Here is a 23908-nt window from a genome sequence, read left to right as displayed (position 1 = left end):
AAACGCCGGTCCCGGTTGGGTGGCGGGCATGATCACCGCCGCTCCTCCGAAGACCCGCCCCTGGGCGCTTCCCCTCGTCTGCCTCGGCGCCGTCGTGCTCTACGCCTGGAAGATCGGCGACGGCCAGGTCGGCAACACCTACTACGCGGCCGCCGTCAAGTCGATGACCAGCGGGTTCACGAACTTCCTCTTCGGCTCCTTCGACCCCTACGGCGTCGTCACGGTCGACAAACCGCCGATGGCCCTGTGGCCGCAAGCCCTCTCCGTCCTGATCTTCGGCTACCACGGCTGGGCTCTGCTGCTGCCGCAGGTCCTCGAAGGCGTCGCGGCGGTCTTCCTGCTCCACCGCACGGTCCGGCTGTGGGCGGGCGAGAACGTCGCCCTCCTGGCCGCCGCGATCCTCGCGCTGACGCCCGTCACCGTGATCATCGACCGCGACAACAACCCCGACACGCTGCTCGTCCTGTTCCTGGTCGCCGCCGCGTACGCGCTCACCCGCTCGCTGCGGGACGGCCGGAAGTGGTTGTGGTGGTGCGCTTTCTTCGTCGGCTGCGGGTTCCTGACCAAGATGCTGCAGGCGTGGATCGTCGTGCCCGCGCTGGTCGCCGCCTACCTCGCCGGGACGACCGGGCCATTGAAACGCCGGCTGCTGGACGTCCTCGGCGCCGGGGTCGTGCTGGTCGTTTCGTCGTTCTGGTGGATCGCGCTGTACGACTGGTGGCCGGGCGCCAAGCCGTACATGGGCGGCAGCGAAGACGGCTCCGCGTGGGACCTCGTCTTCGGCTACAACGGCTTCGGCCGTCTCTCCGGCGACGGCGAGGGCGGCGGTGTGATGATCATGCACAACGGGCAGCAGACCGTGTCGTCGTTCGGCGGCGATCCCGGGCCGGGCCGGATGTTCAACGACGTCGTCGGCGGGCAGATCTCGTGGCTGCTGCCGCTCGCGCTGCTCGTCCTGATCGTCCTCGGACGCCGGTGGCGTGACGCGGGCTGGCTGCTCTGGGGCGGCTGGCTGGTCGTGACCACTGTCGTCTTCAGCTTCGCCGGCGGCATCTGGCACCTGTACTACACGACGGCGATGGCGCCCGCCGTCGCCGCGGTGTCGGCCGCCGGGCTCGCGCTGCTGTGGCGGCGCCACCGGCGAACCCTGCTGCCGGTCGCTGTCGCGGGGAGCGCGGCCTGGGCGTTCGCGCTGACGTCGCGGGACACGTCGTTCTACGGGTGGACGCGCTGGGCGGTCCTCGCCACGGCCGTCGCCGCGATCGCGTGGCTGGTCGTCGCGCCGCATCGGCGTGCGCTCGCCGCCGCGCTGGTGCCGCTGCTGCTCACCCCCGCCGTGTGGTCGTTCGCCGCCGCGCAGAGCACGTCCGCCGGGACGCTGCCCGCCGCCGGGCCTGCCACGGGTCCGGGCGCACCGGCCCCGCCGTCGCCCGGCGGGCCGGGACCGAAGCTGGTGCTTTCCGGCGGCGACGGCACCGCCACGCTGTCGGACGAGCAACGCCGCATCCTCGACTACGCCCGGCGGAACGGCACCGAAATCACCCTGGCGGTGAACGCCGAAGCGGGCGCGGTCGCGCCGTTCCTGATCGACTCGGACGCGACCGTGATCGGCATGGGCGGCTTCGGCGGCCGCGACGACGCGCCGTCGGTCACGCAGCTCGACCGATGGCTCGCGGAAGGCAAGCTGCGGTTCGTGCTGAGCAGCGCGGCCACCGTGCCCGGGCCGCCGCGCAGCCCGGCCCAGGGTGCACGGCAACGCTGGATCGAGCAGCACTGCGCGGTCGTCGACCCCGGTGCCTACGGCGGCGCCGGTCCGCTGCGCGGCGGCCCGGACACGCTCTACCGGTGCTAACGGCGAGGAAACACCGCCGCGGCGATCATGGCGGGATGCGGGTCCTGGTGGTGGAGGACGAGCCGATGCTCGCGGACGCGATCGCGGAGTGGCTGCGCGACGAGTCGCACGCCGTCGACATCGCCCACGACGGCGGCGCCGCGCTCGAGCGGATCGCCGTGCACGACTACGACGTCGTCGTGCTCGACCGGGACCTACCGGTCGTGCACGGCGACGACGTCTGCCGGCGGGTGGTCGCCTCCGACGCGGCGACGCGGGTGCTGATGCTCACCGCGGCCGTCGAGGTCACCGACCGCGTCGACGGGCTGTCGCTCGGCGCCGACGACTACCTGACGAAGCCGTTCGCCTTTCCCGAGCTGGCCGCGCGCATCCAGTCGCTGGGGCGCCGCTGCCGGCCGGCCGCGCCGCCGATCCTGCGCCGCTCCGGCGTCACGCTCGACCCGGCGCGGCACGAGGTGTTCCGCGACGGGCGGTACCTGCCACTGTCCAAAAAGGAGTTCGCCGTGCTCGCCGAGCTGCTGCGCGCGGATGGCGCCGCCGTGTCCGCGGAGCACCTGCTGGAGAAGGCGTGGGACGAGCACGCGGACCCGTTCACCGGCGCCGTCCGGCTCACCATCCTCAAGCTGCGCCGCAAGCTCGGCGACCCGCCGCTGGTGGAGACGGTCACCGGCGTCGGCTACCGGCTCCGATGAGCCTCCGGCTGCGGCTGACCGTGCTCTACGGCGGCCTGTTCCTGCTGGCCGGCGGAGCGCTGCTGGGCGTCACGTACCTGCTGTTCACGCAGCAGGTCGGGCGGCGCGTCACGTTCATCGCGGGCACCGCCCCGGCCGGGCTGCCCGTGCTGCCTTCGCCGGAGTCCCTCGACGAGCAGGCCCGTCAGGTGCGCGAAGCGGCAGCGACGTCGTTGCTGACCCAGGGGGCGATCGCGCTCGGCGCGGTGGCGGTGCTCGCGGCCGGGCTGGGCTGGCTGGTCGCGGGCCGCGCGCTGGCGCCGCTGCGCCAGGTGACGGACACCGCGCGCCGCATCGCCGCGGCGGCCGAACCGGGCGGGCAGTCCCGCATCGCGCTGAACGGCCCGGACGACGAGGTGAAGGACCTGGCCGACGCGTTCGACGTGATGGTCGAGCGGCTCGACCGCTCCTTCGACGCGCAACGCCGGTTCGTCGCGAACGCGTCGCACGAGCTGCGGACGCCGTTGACGCTGAACCGGTCGCTGGTCGAGGTGGCGATGCACCGCCGCACGGCGTCCGACGACGTCCGCGAGCTGGGCGGCAAGCTGCTGCGGATCAATTCGCGGCACGAGAAGCTGATCAGCGGGTTGCTGCTGCTGGCCCGATCGGAGAGCGCGCTGACCGAGCGCTGCCCGGTCGACTTGGCAGCGGTGGCGGCGCACGTCGCCCCGCCGGAGGTCGTGGAGGATCTCGGCGAAGCGGTGACGCTGGGCGACGCGCTGATGCTGGAGAGGCTGGCCCACAACCTGGTGGAGAACGCCATCCGCCACAACATCGCCGGCGGCTGGGTGCGCGTGACGACCCGATCGTCGCCGGGGCGCGTGGAGCTGGAGGTGGCCAACAGCGGCCCGGTGATCCCGCCCGCGGAGGTCCCGGCCCTGTTCGACCCGTTCCACCGCCGCGCCCGGGTGGCGGCGGAGGGCGCAGGGCTGGGGTTGTCGATCGTCCGCTCCGTGGCGCGCGCACACGGCGGGGAGGTGGTGGCGACGGCCCGGCCGGAGGGTGGGCTGGTGGTGGTCGTGTCGCTGCCGCGGGCCTGAGGAGGCGGCTGCGTCGCTCCGGCGTTGCGGAGCTTCGGCGCATTGCCTGTCCGCGGCGTCGCCTACTTGCGGCGTCGCCCGCCTGCGCCGCTTGCCCGCCCGCGTCGTCGCACGCCTGCGCCGCTTACCCCTCTCTCCGGCCCGCTCGCCCGGCCCGCGTCGTTGCCCACCCGCGCCGCTTGCCCGTTTCTCCGGCCCCGGTTGCCCGTCTGCACCGCACAACTTCGCCTCGGCGCGCGCGAATCCGGCCGCCGTCTTACTCTCCCGCCGATTCCGCGCGCAGAAGCCGCCCGGCTTCACCCCTGTGCCATCAATCCTCGGGCAAATATCGGATATTCCGGCGCTTTTCGCCCGCGGATTGCGCCTATCCGACCTTCGCGTCTTGACTTCGTCAATGGTCTAGTCCAATAGTTTGTCCACCCTCGATCCCCACCGGGAGGACAGATCATGCGCAGGAGCAGACTGGCCGCCATTGGGCTCGCCGCCGCCACTTCCGCCGCCACCGCCGTGAGCCTCGTGCTCGGCGCGCCCTCGGCCACCGCGGCGTTGAGCAACAACTGGTACGCCGCGGCGCCCTACCTGATGCCCCAGAGCAACAACCCACCGGACCCGGTCACCGTGATGAACGCGACCGGGCTCAAGGCCTTCCAGCTCGCGTTCATCCTGGCGCCCAACGGCGGCGGCTGCAGCCCGACCTGGGACGGCACGTCGGCCGTCTCGTCCGACACCGCCGTCGCGAACGTGATCTCACGGATCCGCGGCGCGGGCGGCGACGTCTCGGTGTCCGTCGGCGGCTACGGCGGCACGAAGCTCGGCCAGACCTGCGGCACCGTCGCGGCGACCGCCGCCGCGTACCAGCAGGTCATCAGCAAGTACTCGCTCAAGGCGATCGACTTCGACCTCGAGGAGCCCGAGTACGAGAACACCGCGGCCATCGCGAACGAGCTCGGCGCGGCGAAGACGTTGCAGGCCAACAACCCCGGCCTGTTCGTGTCGGTGACCATGCCGGGCACCACGGCCGGCACCGGCTGGTTCGGCACGCAGCTGCTCGACCAGGCGAAGTCGATCGGCTTCTCGCCCAACAACTTCTCGATCATGCCGTTCGACGGCGGCTTCAACGGCGGCTCGTCGCAGGTGTCGGCGCTCGAGGCGTTCCACGGCCTGCTGACGTCGCACATGGGCTGGGACAGCGCGACCGCGTATTCGCACGAGGGCTTCTCCGGCATGAACGGCAAGTCGGACGCCGCCGAGATGTTCTACACGTCGGACTTCCAGACGGTCTACGACTACGCGACCAGCCACGGCCTCGGCCGCTTCACGTTCTGGTCGGTCAACCGCGACCGCGCGTGCGTCGGGACGACCGACAACGGCGTCTGCAGCAACGTCCCGCAGAACGACTGGGACTTCACGAAGTTCAGCGTCCGGTTCGCCGGCGCGACCCCGCCGCAGACGACGCCGACCGTGACGACGACCCCGACCACCCCGGGCGGCGGCTCGTGCACCGCGGCGGAGTGGGACCGGACGAAGGTCTACGTCAAGGACGACACCGTCTCGCACAACAGCCACAAGTGGACGGCCAAGTGGTGGACGCAGGGCGAGGAGCCCGGCACCACCGGCGAATGGGGCGTCTGGGTCGACAACGGCGCCTGCTAGCGCTGCTTGATCCGGTGGAGGCCGCTTCGGCGGCCTCCACCTCGTCAGAACTTCAGATGGGTGTTCTCGCGCTGGACCTCGGGAGTCAGCGCGGGCACCTCGATGACGTGGCGCCCGGCGTCCCGCAGCAGCTCGGTGCCCCGCGCGTCGACGAAGACGGGCGGCTCGCGCCACGCGAAGACGACCCGCGGGATCCCGGCGTCGAGGATCAGCTCGGTGCAGCTGCGCGGGTGGGAGCTGCGGTGGCTGCACGGTTCCAGTGAGCTGTAGATCGTGGCGCCGGCCAGGCGCGGATCGCCGGCGCACTGGGCGAGCGCGGCTTCCTCGGCGTGGTTCAGCGGGTCGCCCTCGCCGGAATGCCCGGTCGCGACGACCTCGCCGTCGGCGTCGGTGATGACGGCCCCGACCCGGAAGGTGTGGCTCGGCGGGCACTCGGCGGCGAGCGCGATGGCCTCCCGCAGGCGCCGGACGTCCCGGCCGGTCGGCTCGGCCGCGGCCCGGTATTCGAGGATCGCCATTCCCTGGAGTTCTGTGGCGTTGACCAGCGACAGCGGCCGCGGGTAGCGCCCGGGCCCGACGAAGCGCGGCGCGTCCGGCTGCCCGACGAAGAACGGCGCGATCGCGAGCCGCAGCTCGTCGGCGAGCCCTTCGGTGAGGAACCGGGTGTGGATCCCGCCGCCGCCCTCGACCAGCAGGTGCTCGATCCCGCGCGCCCCGAGGTCGTCGAGGACGTGCCCGAAATCGGGCGGATTCCCGGCGTCGACAACGGTGGCGACGTGCTTCAGCGCGTCAGCGGCCCCGGGCGGCGCGTAGACGATCTTTTCGACGTCCCCGACGGTGAAGAACTGCGCGTCCGGGTCGAGGCCGCGCGTGGTCACGGTGACCTTGACCGGTTGTTCGGGTTTTCCCTGCGCCAGCCGCCATTTCCGCAGCTCCGGGGAGCGCACGAGCAGGCGCGGGTTGTCGGCCCGCACGGTCCCCGCGCCGACGAAGATCGCGTCCGCCTCGGCCCGCAACCGGTCCACAACGGCGAAATCGTCCTCAGTGGACAGTACGAGCCGCTCGGGCGAGGTGTCGTCGAGGAAGCCGTCGAGCGACTGCGCGGCGGACAGCAGGACGTGCGGCCGGGTGATCACCCGGCCAGTATGCCGTAACGCCTCGCGCGATCCGGGCGTCTCACGACGTATCCCTGTCGCCCTTCCCCCTTCGGAGCTTTCTCACCATGACGACGCGAGGCTGGTACAAGGAACGGACGCTGACCACGGTCGACACGGTCGGCCGGGAGGTGTCGGTGACGACCGGGCTCACCCGCGACCCGGAGGGCCGCCTGGTGGCGGCCATCGCCATCAGCGACGGCCCGACGGCGATCTACCGCTACGCGGGCGTCGTGGGAGAAGACACCGAGCTGGTGACGAACGCGGCGGACACGGTCAGGGAGCTGCGCCGCCTCGCGAGCATGGGCCCCACGATCTGACGGCTCCGGTGTGCGGTGCGCTTTCGTGGCGCGCCTTTGTGATGCGACTTTGGTGCGCCGCGAACCGGCGGCTCAGGCGGGCAGGACCGCGTACTGGCGGACGTAGAGGTCCGTGTACGTCACCGGGCCGCGGGGGCCGGGGACCTTGTCCAGGTTGATGCCGGTTTCCGGGACCGCGAGCAGCTTGAAGCCGTCGAGGAGGCGGGTCGGGGCGTTCCAGAAGACGCCCGTGCCGGTGTAGCCGTCGAAGAAGGCGTCCGCGGCTGACTCGTCCTCCGTGGCGATGCCCGCCGCGAGGCCCGACGTCTGCTCGTTGGCGATCCCGACGGCGTCGGCCAGCGCGCCGACCTTGGCCACCGTGACCGTCGCCTCGCGGTCGGAGTCCAGCGCCCACTCGTAGCCGATGGCGTGCTCGTGCGGCGCCAGCGACGGCGTGACGCCCCGCTCGGCCAGCGCGTCGGCGATGCCCGGCCAGACGTCGTCGTGGATGGCCTCGTGGATGAGCAGCAGGTTCAGCCGGTTGCAGACGCCCAGCCGGTCGAGGCTCGCGTAGACGAGGTCGCGCGCCTTCGTGACGTCCGCCCCGCGGTCGACGTACAGGACGCCGCCGCCGTCGGCGTGGGCGAGCGTGCGCACGCCGTGGACGGCCGCCTCGGTGGCCAGCGCCCGGGTGCTGTCGCCGCTGCCGCGCAGGATTACGAGCGGGACGAGGTTCGGCAGCCGCACCAGCGCGGACGCCGCCTCGCGCTCCACCCGTGGTACGAGCTGGACGCAGTCGGCGTCGATGCCGGCCTCGGTCAGCGCCGGGGCGATGACGACCTCGCGCAGCCGCTGGGCCGAGCCGAGCGCGGCCGAGCCGGTGCGCAGCACGCCGCCGTTGCGCGATTTGACCAGCTGCGACGCCACGTCGACGGTCACGTTCGGCCGCGCCTCGTAGTTCGCGCCGATCACGCCGACCGGACGGCGCCGCTCGACCAGCTTCAGCCCGCCGTCCAGGGTGGACACGTCGACCGAGCGCTCCTGGTGCGGGGCGCCGGCGAGCAGCCGCAGCTGCTCGGCCATGCCGGTCAGCCGCTCCGGGGTGATGGTGAGCCGGTCGAGCAGACCGGCGCTCATCCCCTCGGCCTTCGCGCGCTCGACGTCGGCCTGGTTCGCCTCCAGGATCTCGTCGCGGTGCGCGAGCAGCCGTTCGGCCATCCCCGTCAGCGCGGCGTCGACGGCCTCGGCGGAAGCGGCGGCGAGCGACGGCGCGGCCAGCTTCGCCGCCCGTGCGCATTCCTCCACGGCCTTGGCGACCTCGTCCATCGTTCGTCTCCCTCCGCGCGGACCAGCGAGAGACCAGTTTGCCGCATGGGCGTGGTCAGGCGGCCACGGGCTCCAGCAGCCACAGCCCGCCGGCGACGAGGCAGCTGACCGTCGCCACGGCGAAGACCAGCACCCACAGCACCGGCGGCACCGCGGTGAGCCGGCCCAGCTGGTCGGCGTCGGAGTCGCGGGCCCGGCCCTGCCGCCGCTTGACCTGCAGCTCGAGCACCGGCCGCACGCCGCCGAACAGCAGGAACCACGTCACGAGGTAGCTGAACGGAGCCTGCACCTCGACCGGCGCGACGAACGCGACCAGCGCGAGCACGACAGCGCTGACGACGACGGTGAACACCCCGTAGGCGTTGCGCACCATCACCAGCACGCCGAGCAGCAGCAGCGCGATCAGGACGAGGACCGTCCCGACCAGGTCGTTGCCCAGCAGGCTCGCGAACAGCAGCCCCAGCACGGACGGCGCCAGGTAGCCGGCCATCGCGGTGAAGGCCATGCCCGGCCCCTCCGGCTTGCCGCGCGAGACGGTGACGCCCGAGGTGTCCGAGTGCAGCTTGATGCCCTGCAGCCGCCGCCCGACCAGCACGGCCGCCAGTGCGTGCCCGGCCTCGTGCACGATGGTGACGCCGTTGCGCGCCATCCGCCACGGAGTCCCCCCGACGAGCACGACCAGCAGCGCCGCGCCACCGGCGACCAGCGTGATCACGGCGGGCGTCTGGGCCTGCTCGAGCAGCGAAGGAGTGGTGGCGGCCGCTTGGAGGACGGCACCGGCCGGTCCGCCGAGCGCGAGTTGAACGGGCGAGCTCACCCGGACACCTCACCACAGGCGATATCTGGCTACTGTGAGTCCCCGGCTGTCGCGGTTTCGACGACTCCGGTATTGGGTCGATACGGTCTCCTTTCGTCGTGGTCGGGTCGGACGCCGGCTTCGGACGCGGTAGCCGGCCTGATTCGGCGCCCAGCACGGTCGGTGAACGGCCTCGCTGTGGAGCTCCGGACTCCGGCGAGCTGAGCCTCGGTGACGGAAGCCGTGATCCACGTGCTGGGACACGGAAGTCGCGTGATCGAAGCCGGAACTCACGTGATTGGGGCCGGAACTCGCGAGTGGACGGGTGGACGCAGCCCACGGCAAGGGACCGCCTGCCAGGCGAACCATGGTCGGGCGATCCGCACGCCTCAGGGGCGCTGACCTGGGCCCCGGTGAGCGGGCTGACCTTCGGTGGACCTGGTGACGGCGAAGCACGCGAAGACGCCGGTCGAAGCGCCGGTGAGCGTCGGACTCAGGCAGTAAGCGCTTCGGCATCGGCCTAGGGCTGGGTCACTGTCGATGACGCTGCAGCAGCATCGACACAGACCGCGGCCACGAGGCTCGCCGGCGCGAACCGACCGGCGCGGCCGCTCCGCTCGCCGGGCTGGCCGTCGACCGAGCCAGGTCAGCGCTCCGGACCGGGCACCAGCCAACCGGGATCGCCGCCGCCGTCAGGTCAGCGAGACTCCCGCATCCGGGCCTCTCCTTCCACTCGCAGCAAGAACGACGCCCAGCTGCGGAACGGCGCCCATGCCTGGGCGATCTCCGTCAGCTCCTCGGCTCCCGCGTCCGGGAGGTGGTAGGCGGCGCGCATGATTTCGTGGAGGCGGGTCTCCGCGCGGGGGAACACGTCCGGGTGGCCGGCGCCGCGGATCAGGATCAGCTCGGCGCTGAAGCGGCCGATCCCCGGCAGGAGCTGCAGTTGCTTCAGTGCTTCGTCCGGTGGCATCGCCCGCAACGTCGCCGCGTCGAGCAGGCCCTCCGCCGCTGCTCCGGCGATTCCGCGCAGGCGCTGCATCTTCGGGCCCGGCAAGCCCGGCAGGTACTCCAGCTTCGCCAGCACCGCCGGCGCCGGGAACGACGTCAGCACGCTGCCGCCCACGTCGACCTCCGTGCCGTGGCGCTCGGCCAGGCGGCGGCGCAGGCGGACCGCCTGCGTCATCCAGATCCGGTGGCTCAGCACCGCCCAGCACGCCGCCTCGTACGGTGAGGCGAACAGCACCGGCCGCAGCCCCGGGTGCAACCCCTGCACCAGCGAGACCACCGGGTCGCGGGCGCCGACCTCGCCGAAGCCGGTGCCGTCGATGTCCAGCGAGCACATCCTGCGCACCTGCGTGACCACCGCGTCCGCCTGCGAGGGCGGGCCGTGGACCTCCACCACCACCTCGCCGGGCGATCTCTGCCGCAGCACCGCTCCCATCGGCGTCCACTCGCCCTCGAGCGGGAACGCCACCCGGAGCGCGCCGGACTCCGCTTCCGGCTGCCCCGCGGGCGCGAAGCCGGTCAGGAACCGGGCCGCCGCGGCCAGGTCGAACTCGCCTCGCACCGTGATTTCGCTGCCCACCATGGAAATCGTCATCTGTCCTCCTCGGATCGGAACCTCGACTGCGACGCTAGGCCGGACCACCGACAATTCCGGGGCTCGAACGCCTGAGCCTGCGGATTCTTCACTCGTTCGAGTGATCGGGATTTGACATACTGCCGGTATTCGAGAGGAGACCCATGCCCGGCCAGACCGCCACCGAACGCCTCGAAACCCTGCTCGAGGCGCCCGCGAAGACCGACGACGGCTACCTCGACCTGCTGGGCGACGTGAGCCAGGCCGGCCCGCCGACGGGCGTCGCGCAGCGCCTGATGCGCACCACGCTGCTCCCGCAGGTCTACGAGCGGTACTGGCGCCCCGCCCTCGGCCGCGCGCTCAAGGGCCCGTTCGGGCCGAGCATGGCGGACGAAGTCCGGCTCGCGACGAAGCTCCTCGACCTCGAACCCGGACACACCGTGCTCGACGTCGCCTGCGGCACCGGTCGCTTCACGCGCGCGTTCGGCGCCGCCGTCGGCCCGGACGGGCTCGCCATCGGCCTCGACGGCGCGCGCACGATGCTCGCCAAAGCCGTCGCCGAGGGCGGCCCGGACACCGTCGCCTACCTGCGCGCCGACGCCGTCCACCCGCCCCTCAAAGAGTCCACTGTGGACGGCGTCTGCTGCTTCGCCGCCCTTCACATGTTCGCGGAGCCTGAAACCGCGTTGGACTCCTTCGCGCGCGTACTCAAGCCCGGCGGCCGGATCGTGCTGCTCACGAGCGCCCGGCGCGGCTGGCAACCCGCGCGGGTCGCGGAGTCGGTCGGCGGGATCCTGAGCGGACAGCGGATGTTCGACCGCGGCGAGATCGCGGCGAGCCTGCGCGCCCGCGGGTTCACCGCGATCACCGAGCGGTACGCCGGGGTCACGCAGATCGTGGCGGGCCGGCTGAGCTGAGCGCCGCGGATTGTCGGGGCCTGCGGTTAGCATCGCCCCCATGACCCACCACGAGCCCGTCCCGCCCGACGACAGCTACCTGCGTTCCCTGGTCGAGGCCACCGCCGACGCCGTCGCGGCCGCCGAACCGCTGGCCTCGCCGCACGCCGGCGCGGACGAGGCGACACGGGCCGAGGTGACCGCCGCGGTCGAGCGCAGTTCACCCGATCTGGTGGCGTTGAGCCAAGATCTCCACGCCCATCCCGAAGAGGGGTTCGCCGAGCACCGTTCGGTGCAGGCCCTGGCGGAGCTCCTGAAGCGCCACGGCCACGAAACGACCGTCGGGGTCGGCGGGCTGGACACCGCGCTGCGCGTCAGCACGCCACCGCAGGAGGGACCGCACATCGCCGTCCTCGCCGAGTACGACGCGCTCCCCGGCCTGGGCCACGCGTGCGGCCACAACATCATCTGCACGACGGCCGCGGGTGGCTTCCTCGGCGCCGCGACGGTCGCGGAACGGCTCGGCGGCCGCGTCAGCCTGATCGGCACGCCGGCCGAAGAAGGCGGTGGCGGCAAGGAGATCCTCGCCCGCGCCGGGGTGTTCGACGACGTCGACGCGGTGATCATGCTGCACCCGTTCAGCCACGACATCGCGCTGCACCCGTTCCTCGGCCGCCGTCAGCTGGAGATGGTCTTCCACGGCGTCGGTGCCCACGCGAGCGCCCAGCCGTTCATGGGCCGCAACGCGCTCGACGCCGCCGTCGCGGCCTACCAAGGCGTTTCGGCACTGCGCCAGCAACTCCCGCAGAGCGACCGCGTCCACGGCGTCTTCACCGACGGCGGCGCCCGGCCGAACGTCATCCCGGCCCGTGCCGCGCTGCTGTTCTACCTCCGCTCCCAATCCCCCGACACCCTGCGCGACCTCGCCGCGCGCATGACGTCGATCGCGGAGGGCGCGGCGGCGATGACCGGCTGCGGCGTCGAGCTGATCTGGGACGCCCAGGCCGCCTACCTGCCGATCCGGTTCAACACCGCGCTCGCCGGGCGCTGGTCGGTCAACCAGGCGGGCACCGGCCGCAAGCCGCTCCCACCGGGCATCGTCCCGGAGTCGCTCACGGGGTCGACGGACCTGGGGAACCTGTCGTACCGAATGCCCGCACTGCACCCGATGCTCGCGGTCTCCGGCCCGACGGTCGCCTTGCACACCAAGGAGTTCGCGGCCGCGGCCGGTGCGGAGAGCGGCGACGCGGGCGTCCGCGACGGCGCGCTGGGCCTGGCCCTGACCGCCGCCGACTACCTGGCCGACGCCGAGCTGCGCCAGGCGGTGCACGACGAGTTCGAGGCGGCGGGAGGCGCACTCGACGTGCCGTCGTTCTTCGCGTGATGCCTGAGGATTTCCTGAGTTTTCTCAGCTGATTCTTCTCAGCAAAGGCCGAGGTATTTCCACAGGTTGCTCACAAGCGCGGGCGCGAACCTTGGTCCATGACCGAGAACGAGAGTCGGCCCGGCCCCGCCTCACCCGGTGGGCACCAGCCGCACCAGAGCACCCAGCAGTACGGGCCGTACGCGCAGCAGCAGCAGTACGGCTACCAGCACCAGGCCGCGCCGAACCCTCTGTTCACCCCGCAGCCGCAGCAGGCGCCCACGGCGCTGAAGACCAAGCCGCGCAAGGGCGGCCGCGTCGCGATGATCGTCAGCGCGACCGCCCTCGGCGCCGCGCTGGTCGGCGGGGTCGGGGGCGCCGCGATCGTCGGGCTCACCACGAATTCGGCGGACGGCGCGACGACGTCGGTGAGCACACCGGCGGCGAACGGGCAGACGGTCGCGAACTCCACCGCGACCGGCGACGTCAGCGCCGTCGCGGCCAAGGTGACGCCGAGCGTCGTGCAGATCAACGTCACCACCGACCAGGGCGAGGCCATCGGGTCCGGGGTCATCCTCACCGCGGACGGCCGGATCCTGACCAACGCGCACGTCGTCGACGGCGCCCAGAACGTCGTGATCACCACCTCCGACGGCAAGAAGTACCAGGCCAGCGTGGTCGGCGCGGACACCAAGGCGGACATCGCGGTGGTCCAGGCCCAGAACGCCAGCGGCCTGACGGCGGCGACGCTGGGCGACTCGAGCAAGCTGGTCGTCGGCCAGGAAGTGGTCGCCATCGGCTCGCCGGGCGGCCTGCAGAACACCGTCACCACCGGCATCGTCAGCGCGCTCAACCGGAACCTGTCCGACATCGGTGGGGGCCAGCAGCAACAGCAGTCGCCCTTCAGCCGCACCTCGAACCAGTCCACGGACTCGCCGAGCTACACCGCGATCCAGACGGACGCGTCGATCAACCAGGGCAACTCCGGCGGCGCGCTGGTCGACGCCCAGGGCAACGTCATCGGCATCAACTCGGCCCTCTACAGCCCGACGGCCTCGGCCAACGGCTCGGCGGGCAGCGTCGGGATCGGCTTCGCCATCCCGATCAACGACGCGAAGAAGATCGTCGACCAGATCGTGAACAACTGACAGACGTGGACGGGGCCGTAATCGGGGCGGCCCCTCCGGTCCGCCCGCTTTCGGGGAGCGGTGGACACCGGCGAAGGCCGTTTCGAGGGTCAATCGGGGGCTCTCGAAACGGCCTTCGCGCTGTCTACAGGGCGTAGGTGAGGACCAGCGTGTGGTTCTGCTCGGCGTCCATCTCGATGGTCGCCGTGCCGGAGATCCCCGTCAGCTCACCCGAGCCGGAGCCGGTGAGGATCTTCAGCGTCAGGCCGAGCTCGTCGGCCGAGTGGTGCAGGACGAACGCGCCCTTGCGGCCGTCGACCGAGACGGCGAGACGCTCGAAGGCGACGTACGCGCGCGAAGTCGCGTTGGACGCCGTCAGCATCTCGACGGTGCTGGTCCCCTCGACCGCCCCGGTGAACGTCTTGGCGATGGCCACCCGGGCGAACTCGGTGCCCGCGGCCTCGTCGGTCGCCTGCGGCTCCCACTGGTCGAGCACGAACGACGCGGTGGCGGTGCTGGTCATGGCGGCCCCTCTCTTCGGCGTGGGCACCAGCTTCGCAGCGATACCTGACAGGTCGCGTCAGGTTTTGTCAGCGCCTCCGGTTGCCGAAGAGGCCTCGCGTGATCTCCCGGCCCAGCGCGCTCGCCGCGGACCGCATGAACGACTTCACGGCCGGGTTCTTCATCGCCGACTCGATGAGGCCGGGCTCGTCCTTCTCCTTCTGCTGTTCCGGCGCTGGGGCTGCAGGCGCGTCCGGAGCGGGGGCGACCTTCGCGGCCAGCTTCTCGTACGCCGACTCCCGGTCGATCGTTTCGGCGTACTTCGCGTGCAGGTCCGACGAAGCGACTACGGCGGCGATGGCGTCGGCGCCGATCGAGCCCATCTTCGACCGCGGCGCGCGCAGCCGCGTCCACGCGACGGGCGTCGGCGCACCCCGCTCGGACAGCACCGTGACGATCGCCTCGCCGATGCCCAGCGACGTCAACGCCGTGTCCAGCTCGTAGAACTTCGTCTTCGGGTAGGTCTTCACCGTCTTGGCCAGCGCCGCCTGGTCGTCCGGCGTGAACGCGCGCAACGCGTGCTGGATGCGGGCACCGAGCTGGGAAAGGACGTTGTTCGGGATGTCCGTGGGCAGCTGCGTGCAGAAGAACACGCCGACACCCTTGGACCGGATCAGCTTCACGGTCTGCTCGATGCGCTCGAGGAACGCCTTCGACGCGTCGTTGAAGAGCAGGTGCGCCTCGTCGAAGAAGAAGACGAGCTTCGGCTTGTCGAGGTCGCCCTCCTCGGGCAGCTCTTCGAACAGCTCGGCCAGCAGCCACATCAGGAACGTCGAGAACAGCGCGGGCTTGGACTGCAGGTTGTCCAGTTCCAGCAACGTCACGACGCCCTTGCCGTCACGTGCGCGCATGAGGTCGTGGACGTCCAGCTCGGGCTCGCCGAAGAAGTCCTCGCCACCCTGGGCTTCCAGGTTGGACAGCGAACGCAGGATCACCCCGGCCGTCGCCGCCGAAACCCCGCCGATGCCCTTGAGGTCCGCCTTGCCCTCGTCGCCGGTCAGGTGCGTGATCACCGACCGGAGGTCCTTCGTGTCCAGCAACGCGAGGCCGCGCTGGTCGGCCCAGTGGAAGATCAGGCCGAGCGTCGACTCCTGCGTTTCGTTCAGCCCCAGCACCTTCGACAGCAGCACCGGCCCGAAGCTCGTGATCGTCGCCCGGATCGGCGAACCCTTCCCACCGGTGCCGAGCGAGAGGAACTGCACCGGGAACGCCGTGCCCGCCCAGTCGTCACCCACCTCCTGCGAGCGCTTTCCGACCTTGTCGTTCGCCCCGCCGGCCGCAGCCAGCCCGGACAGGTCGCCTTTGACGTCCGCGAGCACCACCGGCACTCCGGCCGCCGAAAGCTGCTCCGCGACCAGCTGCAACGTCTTCGTCTTGCCGGTGCCGGTCGCGCCCGCCACCAGGCCGTGCCGGTTCAGGGTCGCCAACGGCAGGCGCACGGCGGCGGAGGCGTCGGCCTGCCCGTCGATCACCACCGCGCCCAGCTCCAGTGCGGCACCTTCACTCGCATAACCAGCGGCGATCTCGCTCGCCGGCGACCCCTGCTCCGTCACTCACAACTCCCCGATCGTGTGTCCTGCACCACAGTCGCGAGCGTAACGCGCCGTACGCGCAGGTAACGCTCCTCTTGTCCCCGTGTCGGGTTAGGGTCACGAGGTGACCGACCGCCTAGTCTGGATCGACTGCGAAATGACGGGGCTCGACCTCGGCAAGGAAGCGTTGATCGAAATCGCCGCCCTCGTCACCGACGCGGAGCTGAACGTGCTCGGCGACGGAGTCGACATCGTCATCCACGCCGACGAGGAAAAGCTCGCCGGGATGCCCGAGGTCGTCCGCGAGATGCACGCCCACTCCGGCCTCACCGAAGAGGTCCGCGCCTCCAGCGTCACCCTCGAAGAAGCCGAACGCCGCGTCCTCGAATACATCCGCGAGCACGTCCCCGAACCGGGCACCGCGCCGCTCGCCGGCAACTCGATCGCCACCGACCGCGGCTTCATCGCCCGCGACATGCCGGCCCTCGACGCGCACCTCCACTACCGCCTGGTCGACGTCTCGTCGGTCAAGGAGCTCGTGCGCCGCTGGTACCCGCGGATCTACTACGCCAAGCCGGAGAAGGGCCTCGCCCACCGCGCGCTCGCTGACATCAAGGAATCCATCGGCGAACTCGACTACTACCGGCGCGTCGCCTTCGTCCCGCAACCGGGCCCGACCAGCGAGGAAGCCAAAGCCGCCGCCGCTGAAGTGCAGGAACAGCAGCAGAGGTAACCCCCTGAAAACCGGTCGAGGGCACCCGCTACGATTACTCCCAGCGAGGTGATCGCAAGCGGATCCCCTCGGCGATGGTGGGCGTAGCTCAGCTGGTAGAGCACCTGGTTGTGGTCCAGGAGGTCGCGGGTTCGAAACCCGTCGCTCACCCCATCACCCCAGCCTGTTCGGGGCTTGCGCCCCTTCCCACAGGCTGGGGTTTCGCCTTTTTGTGGGGGCCGAGCCCCCACGCCCCCGCCGGGGGCTCGCCCCCGGACCCCCATCACGTGTGATCGCGTGGTCCGTTGGTGGTAGTGCTCACGACCGGATGGCTCAGTGTGCGAACGTCCGATCGCCAGGGCACCGTGGGGTGGTGGCACGTTCGGGACCGAAGATCAGGCGGAAGAAGAAGCTGCGGTACGAGGACATCACTGTCGTCGACCAGTCGCTGCTCAAGCGCGCGGTGGGGGCCGCCGCGCTGGGCAATGCCATGGAGTGGTTCGACTTCGGCGTCTACGCCTACATCGCCGACACCATCGCCGAGGTCTTCTTCCCGCCCACCGTCGCTCCCGGCGTCCGGCTGATCGGGACCTTCGGGGCCTTCACCGCCGCCTTCCTCATGCGGCCGCTCGGCGGGCTCGTCTTCGGGCCCCTCGGGGACCGGATCGGACGGCAGAAGGTCCTCGCCGTCACCATGATCATGATGGCCATCGGGACCCTGTGCATCGGGCTGATCCCGTCCTACTCCACCATCGGCGTCTGGTCACCGATCCTGCTGGTGCTCGCCCGGATGGTGCAGGGCTTCTCCACCGGCGGCGAATACGGCGGCGCGACCACCTTCATCGCCGAGTACTCGCCCGACAAACGGCGCGGCTTCATGGGGTCCTGGCTCGAGTTCGGGACGCTGTCCGGGTACGTCCTCGGCGCGTCCGTCGTCACCGGCATGAAGGCCTGGGTGCCGCACGAGACCCTGCTCGACTGGGGCTGGCGGATCCCGTTCCTGGTCGCCGGGCCGCTCGGCATCATCGGCCTCTACCTGCGGCTCAAGCTCGAGGAGACACCGGCGTTCCAGAAGCACGCCGAAGAGGCCGAGAAGCGCGGCCGCTCCGGCGAGCCGTTCTGGAAGATGTTCACCGACTACTGGCCCGCGCTGCTCATCTGCGTCGGCCTCGTGCTCGTGTTCAACGTCACCGACTACATGCTGCTGTCGTACATGCCGACGTACCTGTCCGAGCAGCTGCACCTCGACGCCACCCACGGCCTGCTGCTGATCATCGTCGTCATGGTCGTGATGATGCTGATCATCCTGGTCGGCGGCCGGGTCACCGACAAGGTCGGCCGCAAGCCCGTCATGATGGCCGGCTGCATCGGCTACGTCGCGTTCTCCTGGCCCCTGATGCTGCTGGTGCACGACGGCGGCCTGGTCGTCACGTTCCTCGGGCTGATGGGCCTCGGACTGTTGCTGCTCTGCTTCGAGGTCTCGATGCCCGCGGCGCTGCCGGCGCTGTTCCCGACCGCGATCCGCTACGGCGCGCTGTCCATCGCGTTCAACATCTCCGTGTCACTCTTCGGCGGCACGACGCCGCTGGTCATGCAGACACTGATTTCGTCGACGGGTCACGACTTCTGGCCCGCGTGGTACCTGATGGCCGCAGGCGCGGTCGGCGCGGTCGCCGTCTACTTCAGCCGCGAGACGGCGAACAAGCCGCTCTGGGGCTCGGGTCCCGCGGTGGCGACCGAGGAAGAGGCGCGGGAACTGGTCCGCACCTCGGCCGAGGACGGCTAGTTCCCCGCGGGCCACTCGTGTCCATCAGCCACTTCGTGTTTCTCGGTGGACAGATTCAGGCAGCCGTGGCTCACGTTGCTGTGGCCCTGCTGGTAGAAGATGCCGCTGTAGGACAGGCGGACCGCGTACTGGACGAAGGTGCTGTGCCCACCGGGTCCGTCCTCGGAGACGCCGTAGGTGGCGGAGTTCATGGTGTAGCCGGTGTGCTCGCTCATGACGGTGTAGGTCCCGGCCGGCGTGGTGTGGCCGGACTTGCCCATGGAGGTCGGAATGGTCTTGACCTCCATGTCGTTGATCGAGACGGTCATCTGGCGCGTCTGTCCGTCGCCGACCGCGGCGGTGATCTTCTTGTCCTCGCGACCGTAGCTGCCTTGCCGTAGACGACGGCGTCGACCGTGATCTTGGTGCCGCTCTTCCAGCAGTCCTTCGGACGCCAGGTGACCTGCCGCCGGACCAGCGGAAGGCACCCTCGGTGGCCGGCTCGGCGGTGACCTTGAGCGCGGCGTGGTCGTCGACGTTCCCACTGAAGGTGAAGATCAGCGGCGTCCCGACGCCGACGGTCTCACCCCGGCTCGAGGTTCACCGAGACGCCGAGCTGGCGCGCGGGCTTGACGGTGGTGAACGCGGTCAGCGTGTAGGTCTTGTGTAGCCGAGCGGCTCGGCCGAGTCCCACCTGGAGCCGTCCGCACGCGCTTTCCCGGCGACGACCTCGCCATCGGCACCGGTCAATCTGACGTCACCGGCCTTCCCGCTCGGCGACGCTGATGCTGACGGGCTCCCCGGTCGCGACGTCCTTGGCATCCTTCGCAGGACTCAAGGTGAGCACGGCGGCCTTCGGGACGGGCCGGGGCGCTGCCGACGACGTCGCCGGCGGTTCACTCGAAGGACTGGCACTGCTGCAGCCGGCCACCGTGAGGCCGATCACCCCTGCGGCGACCAGCAGCCGCCCCCCGCACTCACCATGTCCACCCGCCCGTTTCGCCGTCGATGTCCGACTGCAGTGTGCCCCGACCAGCCCCGACACCGGGGCGGCAACGCCGGAACCCGACTAGGGACCCCCCGTGAAACGGGCCCTGAACCGGGTGCTAATCTTTTCCACGTCGCCGAGGGAAACCTCCGGCAGACACCGGCGCCATTAGCTCAATTGGCAGAGCAGCTGGCTCTTAACCAGCGGGTTCGGGGTTCGAGTCCCTGATGGCGCACCCCACTGAATCGAAGCCCACCTGCGAGTATCCTTGATCACGAGGATCTTGCCGGTGGGCTTTGATCATGGGCGGGACCGGCGTGGGGCCGAATGTGGCCGGTCTCGCTGGGTGCATGCCCCTTCTCGGCCGCCGGTCGGGGCGTAGCCACTGCAGTGACGTCCGATTTCCGGTGCCTCAACGCCTTTAGCTCTTCTGTGGCGCCGAAATCAGACACAAGACGGCCGCCTGTTCACTATTGCAAACCTGAAGTCCGAGCGATCAGCCAGCCGGGGTTGAGACTGCCGTCGACGGCCTCCTGCGACTCGCTTCGATCTACAGTCCCCACCTCCCTCATCGGTGGCTCGGCTGCGTCGACGATCTTCTTCAGGACCTCAGAGCAGCTGGCGCGCAAAGGGCCCTTCTACGCACGGATCTTGTGAGCCGACTTCCGTGTCGACCCAGGCCTGCGGTTCTTCTTCGTCCCGTAGTGGCGTGTGGCTTTCCGGGAGTGGCGGCGGACCTTCTTCGCCGTCCGCCGTGCCGCTTTCATGACCAGATTGGCGGTGGCTTCGGCGGCCCGGTGCGCCAGGCAGGGCAGCACGCTGGTGTAGGTGTCGGCGGTCAGCACGATGCTCGAGTGCCCCAGCATCGCCTGCACCACCTTCAGGTCGTTCCCCGCGGCTAGCGACAGGCTCGCCGCACCATGGCGGAGGTCATGCAGCCGGATCGGCGGCAGGTCCGCCTCAGCGATGAGCTTGCGGAAGGCGTGGGTGACGTAGCCGGGACTCATCGGATTCCCGTACTGGTTGACGAACAAGAACCCGGTCAACGCGGCACCGGCCGGCAGCCCGCGTCGCCGCTCGGCGCGCAGGGATCGCAGCGCAGATACCGAAATACTGTCCAGTGCGAGGACGCGGACGCTGCTCTCGGTTTTCGGCGGACAGATCACGGTCCGGCCATTGTGGTCCTGCACCTGGTGCGACACCTGCAGCACTCGGGCGTCCAGGTCGATGTCGCACCACCGCAACCCGGCCGCTTCACCCCGACGCAGCCCAAGCAGCGCGACAAGCAGGTACAGCACATGCAACGGGTGCTCGAAGCTACTCTCCAGGAACGCCGCAGTCTGCGTAGCAGTCCAGACGGCCACGGCCAGCCGCTCCCCGGTCTCGCGCCAGTGCGCTTCCCGACCTTCCGTCCACACCACAGCACGCGGCCGACGCCCGGAGGGAAGCTCGATCCAATGCGCCGGGTTCCGGTCGAGCAGTCCCCGGCGGATCGCACCGTTGAGCGCGGCGTGCAGAACGCCTCGGATGCGCTGCAGCGTCGCGTAAGACAAGGGCCGGGCGCGGCTTGAGTTGGTGCGGATCAACGCTGCGAACATGGCCTGCACCCGCGCGACCGTCAACGACCGCAACGGAACACTCCCCAGATAGGGCTTGAGGTAATCGCGGACGTGCTGGGTATAGAGCCGCCGAGTCGAGAAGCTCAGGTTCTGGCGCATCTCCAACCAGATATCCAGCCACTGCCCCACCGTCACCACGGCCGTCGCCGGATCGACATCGTTGCCGAGCAGGTTGTCGTCGTGCCTGTTCTGCCGCGGCACGCGACAGGAACCCGCCACGCCGCACGCGGTGCCGCTGCCCATCGCGGCCCACCGGCAGCTCCAACGAGAAGTACCACGAACCGTGCCCACGCTCGTCCAGAAGCGGGCAGCGGACACCGAGCCGGTGTCCGTCAACCTCGTCCTTGCAGCTACAACGTTTGTACACGCCACCCTGTCGAGTCATCACAACCTCCTCAACGACCACTACCGCGGATCGTCCGCTCACAGGCCGCGCCGTCGCAACATCGCTGGCGTCAGCGGGGGACAACGAGGCTAGGACCGGGCATCTCCGGTCAGGGCTGGAGCCAGCGGTCGAACCAGGCACGGGTGCGACGCAGGACGTCGAGTTGGTGGTTACGTTCCTGGATCGAGTGGCCCTCTCTGGGATAGATCACGAATTCGTGCTCAACGCCGAAATGGCGCAGTGCCCGGTGGAAGTACACGGCCTGGCCGAGCGGGACGTTGGTGTCCTCGGCGCCGTGCAGGATGAGCACCGGGGTGCGTACGTGGCTGGCAAAGGAGACCGGGCTTACCGCGTCATGCGGGTGTGGGCCCACTCCCTCCCACCCGATGCTGCCGCTAAGCGCGCCGTCGAGCTGGCCGTGCTCCCCGTTCGCGGCCAGCATCCCCCAGTCGGTGATACCCGCGTCGACCAGCGCGGCGCGAAACCGGTTCGTCTGCCCGATCGCCCAAGCGGCCATGAACCCACCGTGGCTCCCACCGGCGATACCCAGCCGATCGGGGTCGGCGATACCCTCGGCGATCAGCAGGTCGATGCCGGTCAGGATGTCGGACCACTCCTCCCGGCCGACCCTGCCTACGACGCTGGCCGCGAACTCGTGACCGTGGCCCTGCCCGCCCCGCGGGTTGGGCAGGAACACCGCGTATCCGGCGGTGGCCAGCCACTGTGGCCGTGCACCGTGGAACGAGAACAACTGGAGGCGATCGGCGTACCGATCGTCGGGGCCTCCATGCACGATCGTGACGAGCGGGAACGGGCCGTCCAAAGCGGATTTCCCGGCCGGCAGTATTAGCAGACCATCCAGATCGAGGCCGTCGGCCGCTCGATAGACCAGCGGTCGCTGCGTACCGAATGCGATGCCGTCCAGTTCAGGGCGGGTGTCCGTGACCTTCCGCAGCGGCCCCGTCGTTGGCCCAACATAAACGTTCGTGGGTTGGTACCGGGTACCGGTCAGTGCCGCGATCGTCTTGCCAGCCGGGGTGGTGGTGAGGGCGTCGAGGTGGCCGGGGTGCTGCGATAGTGGTGTGGGACCGTCGGGGTCGAGCCGGGCCAGGGTCGTGTGCAGGCCGTTGGCGAAGACCACCAGGGGGGCGGCGTCGGTCTGGCACAGTTCGATGGGGCACATCGGCAGGCCTGCGGCGCGGTTGCGACGGACGCGGCTGCTCAGAGTCAAGTCGAAAACCGCAGTGCCGGCGTGGAGGGCCGGCGGGGTGAGGGCGACGTAACCGAGGTGCCACCCGTCATCGTCCGGCCACCAGACCAGGGATTGTGCGTCGACCTCGACCGGTCCGAGGTCTTCCGCAGTCCCTGTGGCGGGGTCGAACAGGTGCAGTTGGCCGGTGCGGGGGCCGTAGTCCTTGTCGGCGCTGGCCTGGGTGAGCACGGCGAGCGGGCCACCGTCGGGTCGTTGCCTCATTTCCACAACGTGCCGGTTGTCGAACACACCCGGGGTGGTGATATGACCGGTGCGCAGGTCGAGCAGCCGCAGCCGGGCACGAGGTTCGCGTTCGCCGACAACGATGGCGTCGTCACGGTCCCGGGCGCGGCGCACGTCCTTTTCGGTGGGCTCGTCCTCGGCGAGCAGGGCGATCAGGTTGGGATCGGCGAGAGGCAGGTGGTCGGCGATGCCGGCGCGCCAGCGGGTCAACGCGATCACTGTTCCGTCTGCGGGGGTGAGCCGGTGCATCTGCGGAGTGCCACGCTCGGCGCGGTCGGACAGGAAGTACAGCGTGCGCGAGTCCGCGGACCAGCGGGGTCGGGACTCCGTCGCGTTGTCGGCGGTCACCCGGCTCCACGCACCGTCGCTGTTGATGTCGGCTAGCCAGAGTGCGGTGTCGAGGTAGTCACCGATTCGGCTGGTGGGGGCGAGGACGTAGCAAAGCAAATGCCCGTTCGGAGCGAGAGTCGGTGTCTGCGGGACGCGCCCGTCGACCACGAGTTCAGCTGTCAAACCTGTCATGTGGTCAGTGTGCCGACGTTCCCACCCCACTTGGACGAGCCACCACGCTCGACACGCCCGCACGAAAGCGTGTAGCCGCACCGACGGCGTACTACGCCGACGCGGTAGTTCCTGCAGCGACCGCGCCCCGAGAGGGGTCGCGGCGAGTGCACAGGACCGCTGCGCCAGCAGGCCGTCGGCACGCACCTCGCACTGATCCCCGGCCCGCGCCTGACGAGTCGGCGCAGAGAGCGGCCTGGTCGGCTTTCCCGTGCTCACCGGTTAGGCGTCGACGTCGGTCACCCCGGTCTTTCCCTCACGCCTCGCACACGGCGGGAATAGCCCATCAGCAGCGACGCAATGCCCATCACCAGCGTCGAACCGTTGACCAGCGCTTTGGCGGTGACATAGCGAACCTGTAACCAGCGACCCACTTCAGCGCGCCGTCGCGGTGTCCGGCTGCAATCAGAAGCGACATCCGGATCGCTGATACTCTGTAGTGGGGGCAATGGAGAACCCAGAATCCGGGCCTTC

19 protein-coding genes, 2 tRNA genes and 1 pseudogene are annotated in these 23908 nt (G+C 70.3%); 12 read left to right on the top strand and 10 right to left on the bottom strand.

All coding sequences use genetic code 11. From position 1 onward, the window contains the following. Nucleotides 1-28 precede the first annotated feature (28 nt). The 4 genes from OG738_RS22120 to OG738_RS22105 all read left to right on the top strand — a co-directional run bounded on the left by OG738_RS22120 (nucleotide 29) and on the right by OG738_RS22105 (nucleotide 5276). The gene (locus OG738_RS22120; protein ID WP_329056287.1) at nucleotides 29-1852 is read left to right on the top strand and encodes an ArnT family glycosyltransferase; all 1824 of its coding nucleotides are present in this window, start codon (nucleotides 29-31) and stop codon (nucleotides 1850-1852) included. 35 nt (nucleotides 1853-1887) lie between these two features. After that, the gene (locus tag OG738_RS22115; RefSeq protein ID WP_329056286.1) at nucleotides 1888-2544 is read left to right on the top strand and encodes a response regulator transcription factor; all 657 of its coding nucleotides are present in this window, start codon (nucleotides 1888-1890) and stop codon (nucleotides 2542-2544) included. Then, on the top strand, nucleotides 2541-3623 hold the full coding sequence (locus OG738_RS22110; protein ID WP_329056285.1) for a sensor histidine kinase: 1083 nt from the start codon (nucleotides 2541-2543) through the stop codon (nucleotides 3621-3623). Before OG738_RS22115 ends, OG738_RS22110 begins: the two co-directional genes overlap by 4 nt. Nucleotides 3624-4070: 447 nt before the next feature. After that, a complete protein-coding gene (locus OG738_RS22105; protein ID WP_329056284.1) occupies nucleotides 4071-5276 on the top strand; it encodes a chitinase in 1206 nt (401 codons plus the stop codon). Between the two features lie 44 nt (nucleotides 5277-5320). On the opposite strand, the gene OG738_RS22100 is transcribed toward OG738_RS22105, so the two are convergent. Then, complete coding sequence (locus OG738_RS22100) at nucleotides 5321-6412, bottom strand: dihydrofolate reductase family protein (RefSeq protein ID WP_329056283.1); 1092 nt, start codon at nucleotides 6410-6412, stop codon at nucleotides 5321-5323. Nucleotides 6413-6498: 86 nt separating this feature from the next. Between OG738_RS22100 and OG738_RS22095 the strand changes: the two genes are divergently transcribed. After that, nucleotides 6499-6750, top strand: coding sequence for a hypothetical protein (locus OG738_RS22095; RefSeq protein WP_329056282.1), 252 nt, complete (start codon nucleotides 6499-6501; stop codon nucleotides 6748-6750). Between the two features lie 72 nt (nucleotides 6751-6822). Here the strand turns inward: OG738_RS22095 and OG738_RS22090 are convergent, their stop codons facing one another. From OG738_RS22090 to OG738_RS22080, 3 genes are all read right to left on the bottom strand, one after another. Beyond that, entirely contained in the window at nucleotides 6823-8055 is a 1233-nt protein-coding gene (locus OG738_RS22090) for an aldehyde dehydrogenase family protein (protein WP_329056281.1), read from the bottom strand. Between the two features lie 55 nt (nucleotides 8056-8110). Beyond that, nucleotides 8111-8872, bottom strand: coding sequence for a M50 family metallopeptidase (locus OG738_RS22085; RefSeq protein ID WP_329056280.1), 762 nt, complete (start codon nucleotides 8870-8872; stop codon nucleotides 8111-8113). Nucleotides 8873-9548: 676 nt separating this feature from the next. Further along, on the bottom strand, nucleotides 9549-10451 hold the full coding sequence (locus OG738_RS22080) for a DNA-3-methyladenine glycosylase family protein (RefSeq protein ID WP_329056279.1): 903 nt from the start codon (nucleotides 10449-10451) through the stop codon (nucleotides 9549-9551). Between the two features lie 143 nt (nucleotides 10452-10594). On the opposite strand from OG738_RS22080, the gene OG738_RS22075 reads away from it, so the two are divergent. From OG738_RS22075 to OG738_RS22065, 3 genes are all read left to right on the top strand, one after another. Continuing rightward, on the top strand, nucleotides 10595-11347 hold the full coding sequence (locus OG738_RS22075) for a class I SAM-dependent methyltransferase (protein ID WP_329056278.1): 753 nt from the start codon (nucleotides 10595-10597) through the stop codon (nucleotides 11345-11347). Nucleotides 11348-11387: 40 nt separating this feature from the next. Beyond that, on the top strand, nucleotides 11388-12710 hold the full coding sequence (locus tag OG738_RS22070) for a M20 family metallopeptidase (protein ID WP_329056277.1): 1323 nt from the start codon (nucleotides 11388-11390) through the stop codon (nucleotides 12708-12710). 98 nt (nucleotides 12711-12808) lie between these two features. Further along, entirely contained in the window at nucleotides 12809-13837 is a 1029-nt protein-coding gene (locus OG738_RS22065) for a S1C family serine protease (protein ID WP_329056276.1), read from the top strand. Nucleotides 13838-13961: 124 nt separating this feature from the next. Here OG738_RS22065 and OG738_RS22060 read toward each other — a convergent pair whose 3' ends face one another. Then, nucleotides 13962-14339, bottom strand: a complete 378-nt coding sequence (locus OG738_RS22060) for a DUF3224 domain-containing protein (protein ID WP_329056275.1) — start codon at nucleotides 14337-14339, stop codon at nucleotides 13962-13964. Nucleotides 14340-14406: 67 nt separating this feature from the next. Then, a complete protein-coding gene (locus OG738_RS22055; RefSeq protein ID WP_329056274.1) occupies nucleotides 14407-15930 on the bottom strand; it encodes a helicase HerA-like domain-containing protein in 1524 nt (507 codons plus the stop codon). A gap of 103 nt (nucleotides 15931-16033) precedes the next feature. Here OG738_RS22055 and orn point away from each other — a divergent pair, with 103 nt between their 5' ends. The 3 genes from orn (at nucleotide 16034) to proP (ending at nucleotide 18407) form a co-directional block, all read left to right on the top strand. Then, the gene (gene orn, locus OG738_RS22050) at nucleotides 16034-16642 is read left to right on the top strand and encodes an oligoribonuclease (RefSeq protein ID WP_329056273.1); all 609 of its coding nucleotides are present in this window, start codon (nucleotides 16034-16036) and stop codon (nucleotides 16640-16642) included. A gap of 77 nt (nucleotides 16643-16719) precedes the next feature. Then, a tRNA-His gene (locus OG738_RS22045) sits at nucleotides 16720-16795 on the top strand. 199 nt (nucleotides 16796-16994) lie between these two features. After that, complete coding sequence (gene proP, locus OG738_RS22040) at nucleotides 16995-18407, top strand: glycine betaine/L-proline transporter ProP (RefSeq protein WP_329056272.1); 1413 nt, start codon at nucleotides 16995-16997, stop codon at nucleotides 18405-18407. Here proP and OG738_RS22035 read toward each other — a convergent pair. Beyond that, entirely contained in the window at nucleotides 18404-18715 is a 312-nt protein-coding gene (locus tag OG738_RS22035) for a L,D-transpeptidase (RefSeq protein ID WP_329056271.1), read from the bottom strand. The two genes, proP and OG738_RS22035, sit on opposite strands and share 4 nt — an antisense overlap. After that, a pseudogene (locus OG738_RS44700) lies at nucleotides 18712-19208 on the bottom strand (Ig-like domain-containing protein). Before OG738_RS44700 ends, OG738_RS22035 begins: the two are co-directional and overlap by 4 nt. 328 nt (nucleotides 19209-19536) lie before the next feature. Here OG738_RS44700 and OG738_RS22030 point away from each other — a divergent pair. Beyond that, a tRNA-Lys gene (locus OG738_RS22030) sits at nucleotides 19537-19609 on the top strand. Nucleotides 19610-20012: 403 nt separating this feature from the next. Here OG738_RS22030 and OG738_RS22025 read toward each other — a convergent pair. Both OG738_RS22025 and OG738_RS22020 read right to left on the bottom strand, forming a co-directional pair. Continuing rightward, entirely contained in the window at nucleotides 20013-21236 is a 1224-nt protein-coding gene (locus OG738_RS22025) for a tyrosine-type recombinase/integrase (RefSeq protein ID WP_329056270.1), read from the bottom strand. 251 nt (nucleotides 21237-21487) lie between these two features. After that, nucleotides 21488-23395, bottom strand: a complete 1908-nt coding sequence (locus OG738_RS22020) for a prolyl oligopeptidase family serine peptidase (protein WP_329056269.1) — start codon at nucleotides 23393-23395, stop codon at nucleotides 21488-21490. Nucleotides 23396-23908: the final 513 nt, after the last annotated feature.

Origin of the sequence: Amycolatopsis sp. NBC_01488, assembly GCF_036227105.1 — a bacterium.
Classification (GTDB): Bacteria; Actinomycetota; Actinomycetes; order Mycobacteriales; family Pseudonocardiaceae; genus Amycolatopsis.
This window is presented reverse-complemented; position numbering and strand designations above follow the sequence as displayed.

Bases quoted from the DNA above. Each gene is read 5' to 3' on its own strand.
- OG738_RS22075 (WP_329056278.1), top strand. From the start codon at position 10,595: ATGCCCGGCCAGACCGCCACCGAACGCCTCGAAACCCTGCTCGAGGCG.
- OG738_RS22065 (WP_329056276.1), top strand. From the start codon at position 12,809: ATGACCGAGAACGAGAGTCGGCCCGGCCCCGCCTCACCCGGTGGGCAC.
- OG738_RS22025 (WP_329056270.1), bottom strand. From the start codon at position 21,236: ATGGGCAGCGGCACCGCGTGCGGCGTGGCGGGTTCCTGTCGCGTGCCG.
- OG738_RS22120 (WP_329056287.1), top strand. From the start codon at position 29: ATGATCACCGCCGCTCCTCCGAAGACCCGCCCCTGGGCGCTTCCCCTC.
- OG738_RS22035 (WP_329056271.1), bottom strand. From the start codon at position 18,715: ATGACCGTCTCGATCAACGACATGGAGGTCAAGACCATTCCGACCTCC.
- OG738_RS22070 (WP_329056277.1), top strand. From the start codon at position 11,388: ATGACCCACCACGAGCCCGTCCCGCCCGACGACAGCTACCTGCGTTCC.
- OG738_RS22060 (WP_329056275.1), bottom strand. From the start codon at position 14,339: ATGACCAGCACCGCCACCGCGTCGTTCGTGCTCGACCAGTGGGAGCCG.
- OG738_RS22115 (WP_329056286.1), top strand. From the start codon at position 1,888: ATGCGGGTCCTGGTGGTGGAGGACGAGCCGATGCTCGCGGACGCGATC.
- OG738_RS22105 (WP_329056284.1), top strand. From the start codon at position 4,071: ATGCGCAGGAGCAGACTGGCCGCCATTGGGCTCGCCGCCGCCACTTCC.
- OG738_RS22090 (WP_329056281.1), bottom strand. From the start codon at position 8,055: ATGGACGAGGTCGCCAAGGCCGTGGAGGAATGCGCACGGGCGGCGAAG.
- OG738_RS22080 (WP_329056279.1), bottom strand. From the start codon at position 10,451: ATGACGATTTCCATGGTGGGCAGCGAAATCACGGTGCGAGGCGAGTTC.
- OG738_RS22095 (WP_329056282.1), top strand. From the start codon at position 6,499: ATGACGACGCGAGGCTGGTACAAGGAACGGACGCTGACCACGGTCGAC.
- OG738_RS22020 (WP_329056269.1), bottom strand. From the start codon at position 23,395: ATGACAGGTTTGACAGCTGAACTCGTGGTCGACGGGCGCGTCCCGCAG.
- OG738_RS22110 (WP_329056285.1), top strand. From the start codon at position 2,541: ATGAGCCTCCGGCTGCGGCTGACCGTGCTCTACGGCGGCCTGTTCCTG.